Origin of the sequence: Actinokineospora sp. (assembly GCF_052390155.1) — a bacterium.
Taxonomy (GTDB): domain Bacteria; phylum Actinomycetota; class Actinomycetes; order Mycobacteriales; family Pseudonocardiaceae; genus Actinokineospora.
Window position 1 is genome coordinate 1 of the sequence record NZ_JBQTHF010000012.1, and the last position, 3,440, is coordinate 3,440.

3 protein-coding genes are annotated in these 3,440 nt (G+C 70.9%); all 3 read right to left on the reverse strand.

Annotated elements, in window-relative coordinates; genetic code table 11:
• Nucleotides 1-96: 96 nt before the first annotated feature.
• A complete protein-coding gene (locus ACT4N7_RS05725) occupies nucleotides 97-1,332 on the reverse strand; it encodes a cyclase family protein (RefSeq protein ID WP_444827527.1) in 1,236 nt (411 codons plus the stop codon).
• 37 nt (nucleotides 1,333-1,369) lie between these two features.
• Nucleotides 1,370-2,002, reverse strand: coding sequence for a GPR1/FUN34/YaaH family transporter (locus ACT4N7_RS05730; RefSeq protein WP_444827528.1), 633 nt, complete (start codon nucleotides 2,000-2,002; stop codon nucleotides 1,370-1,372).
• A 229-nt stretch (nucleotides 2,003-2,231) separates the two neighbouring features.
• On the reverse strand, nucleotides 2,232-3,440 hold a 1,209-nt coding region (locus ACT4N7_RS05735; RefSeq protein WP_444827529.1), incomplete at its 5' end, for an alpha/beta fold hydrolase.

A 3,440-nucleotide genomic window follows, 5' to 3' on the forward strand; every position in this document is an offset into this window, starting at 1 on the left:
ATATCCGATCGCTGTCCCCGCCTGGCCGTTCCGCTCTCCCCCGCGGGCCCGGTCGCGCCCCCGCCCGGGCCCCCCCCCCCCCCGGCCGTTCGAGGGTCAGCGCTTGCGGGGTCGGGCCAGGGCCGCGGGCGGGGTGTTGCCGCACGTGGCGCCTTCGGCGTATTGGGGGGTGACTATGTAGGCGAACTCGTACGCCTTGTCGGCGGCCAGGGCGTCCAGGACTATCGACTCGCCGATGCGGATTCCGAAGCGCATCAACAGGTCCTGGTGTACCGGGAACGCGGTTCCGTCGCCGCTGACCGGGTTGCCGAGCACCTCCAGCGCCCAGGTGTCGCCGCCGATGAGGGCGGGGCGGGTGCGCGCCAGGTAGCGCGCCTCCTTCAGGTAGATACCCGGCATGCCCTCGGCCGCGTTCCAGCGCACGATGTCCGCCGGGTTCGGCCGCCGGTCGACGCGGTGCAGCAGCTGGTTCCAGCCGGTGCGGAACAGGATGGCGTCACCCGGTTCGAAGCGCCGGATGCCGCCGAAGTCCATCGCCTCCTCGATGTCCTCGACCGTGATCCGATAGTTGCTGACCAGCACCGGTTCGCCGTTCGCCGCGGGGCGGCCGATCGCCGAGGTGTCCCGGTTGGCGAGTTTGACGCCGAGGATGTCCAGCAGCACACCGCGGGTGACGATGGGGCCGACGTGCTCGGCGCCCAGCTTCGTCGTGCCGTAGAGCTGATCGATGTCGGGGCCGCGGTGGCCGTTGTAGAAGTACTCGCCGTAGCCGACGTGGCTCAGGCCGTCCAGCTGAACACCGATCTGGTACGTCGTCGCGAACGGCTGGGGGTAGCCGGGTGACTGGACCGCCGCGAAGCGCTCCTCGTGCAGGCTCAGCCGGTTGACGCCCAGCGGCGCGCGGAACTGGACGATCCCGCCCTCGGCCTCGAACCGGGGCGAGGTGTAGCCGCCGATGGTCAGCCGCTGCTCGTAGATCCGCGGCGGCGTGGTCTGGAACGCGGGGAAGCCGTTCCACATCAGCTCGCCGAGGTTGTAGGTCTTGACCCCGCGCCCGCCGACCACATCCCGCAGCGCCTTGGCCGTCTTCTCCGGGGTGACCTCGTTGAAGCTGCCGCGCTGGTCGGCAGGCCCGTACGGGCCGGGCACCCACGCGGCGAGGTCGCTGTAATCGAACGGCACGTCGTTGAGACCACCGTTCAGGCCGCCTGCCGCGGCCGCGGCACCCGTGGTGCCCAGCGTCGCCGCGACAGCCCCGACGACGCCCGCTTTGCCCGCGAGGCCGAGTGCCGCACGACGATTCAGATAGTTGCGCAAGAGCTCAGGGTGCACTGCTTCTCCTTGTCGACGGCACCGACGGCCACGCAGCTCACTTGGTGATGGGGTTGCCCAGCGGCTTGGCCTTGCCGCCCAGGTCCTGGGTGATGGCGTCGAGCAGGATGTAGGCGAACACGGCGCAGAAGGCGAAGTCGGCGATGCCCCCGATGACCGCGTAGGTCGTGTTCCCGGTCAGCACGAAGACAAGCACCATCGCGAAGGTGATGTCGACGAAGACGAAGCCCAGGGTGAACGCGAGCGGGAGCCGCAGGGTCGCCAGCGTCACCAGGACGAACACGATGAGGAACGACAACACGTACGTGGCCTGCACGTTCTGCACCTGACCAGCCGAGACCGCCGCGTCGGTGGAGATGCCGAACCAGCCGTTGATCAGGCCCATCAGCAGGAAGCCGAAGCTCAGCCAGAACGCCGAGAAGGTGCCGAAGATCCCGGCGACCGCGCTGGCGCCGACCCTGCTCGCCCACACGCAGGCGATCAGCAGGAACAGGCCGGAGGAGAACGTGACGGCCGGGATCATGCCGCCGCCCAGGGCGGCGGTGTCGAGGTAGCCGACCAGCCAGAGGCCGAGGGTGATGCCACCGGGCAGGAAGGTGGCCAACCCGAGAATGCCGGGGTTGGGGGCGGGTGCCGCGGGTGCCGAAGCGGCGTCGTGGTCCACGCTCATGTATTCGCTCCTCACGAGATGGGATCTATCGATTTACCTCGTTCGTTGAAATTGTGCTCTCGGTCACACGCGTTGAGACCTGTCCGAATGGACAGATCAGGCTCTCGACCGCTCAAGACCCGGCACCTTCCCTGCCGAGCGGGCGCGCTGGTCGCCGGCTGCTCCTCACCCGCTCCGTCGCGTGGACGTGCCGATAGTGGGAGCGGTCGCCGCCGATTTCCAAGAGCCGTTATCGCATACCGATAACGTCCCCGCGCGGGCCCAGATAGTCGGCGGGCGGGGTCGTGCCCGGGTAGGGCGGCACGGGCAGCGGCCGGTCGGTGAGGAACGCGCGCACGGTGTCCAGAAAGGCCGAGGGCTTGTCCTGGTAGGCGTTGTGGCCCGCGCCGGGCAGGTAGACGAGCCGGGCCGCGGGCATCGCCCGGACGTAGCCGATCGCCGAGGACCAGGTGAGGTAGTCGCAGGAACCCTTGACGACCAGCGCGGGGGTCGGCGTGCGGGCCAGCGCCGGACGCGGGTCGGCGGGGCGCGGCCGCCCGGCCGACTGCGGGTACTGGTTGGTGTAGAAGCCGAGTCCGCGCAGCTCGGCGCCCGGATCGAGGCCAGGGCAGTGCGTCGCGGGGCGGGAGCCGTTGTAGGCCGATTCGAAGCTGCCGTCCATCTCGGCGTCGCCGACGAGGTTGTGCGCGGCCCGCGGGTTCACCTGGAGCAGGGCGTAACCGAGCTGGATGCGGGGGCGGCCGATCGCGGCGAACACGGTGAGCTTGTCGGCGAAGTCGAGCCGGGGGAGCAGGCTGTCGCCGCCCGCCTCGGGCGCCAGCTCGCTCGGCGAGGAGTACACGACCTTGGCGACGTGCGTGCCGTGCGCGGCCGTGTACATCGCGGCGACCCGCGCGCCGAACGAGTGTCCTATGAGGACGACTCGATCCGCTCCGATGTGCCTGCGCAACGCGTCCAGGTCGGCGACGTGTCTGTCCAAAGTATACTCAAGGGGGTCGGTCGCGCGGGCCGACGAACCGGAGCCGAACTGGTCGTAGACCACGACGTCGAAGCCGTCCGCGGTCAGTTGGCCGAAGTAGGCGCTGTCGCCCGCCATGTCCGGCACACCCGGCCCGCCGTGCACGAAGATCACCGGCGTCGGCCTGGCCTGCCCGCGCGCGGGCAGCCGGACGTAGGCGAGGCGGGAACCCGTGGGCAGCAGCACATCCGTCTGCCCCGGGGTGGCCGCCGGGGCCGACGCCGCGCCGCTGAGCGGAACCAGCGTGGTGACCAGGAAAACCGCGGCCAACACCCCGGTGGAGATCGCCAGGACGCGCCCGCGCGGGGGCCGCCGCAACGCCCCCGCGACGCCCGCCCCCGTGGCCAGCACCGCCCCCGCGAGCCCCGCCCCGCCCCGGACCGCCGGCGCGGCGGGGATCTTCGCGGCGGAGACCCCCGC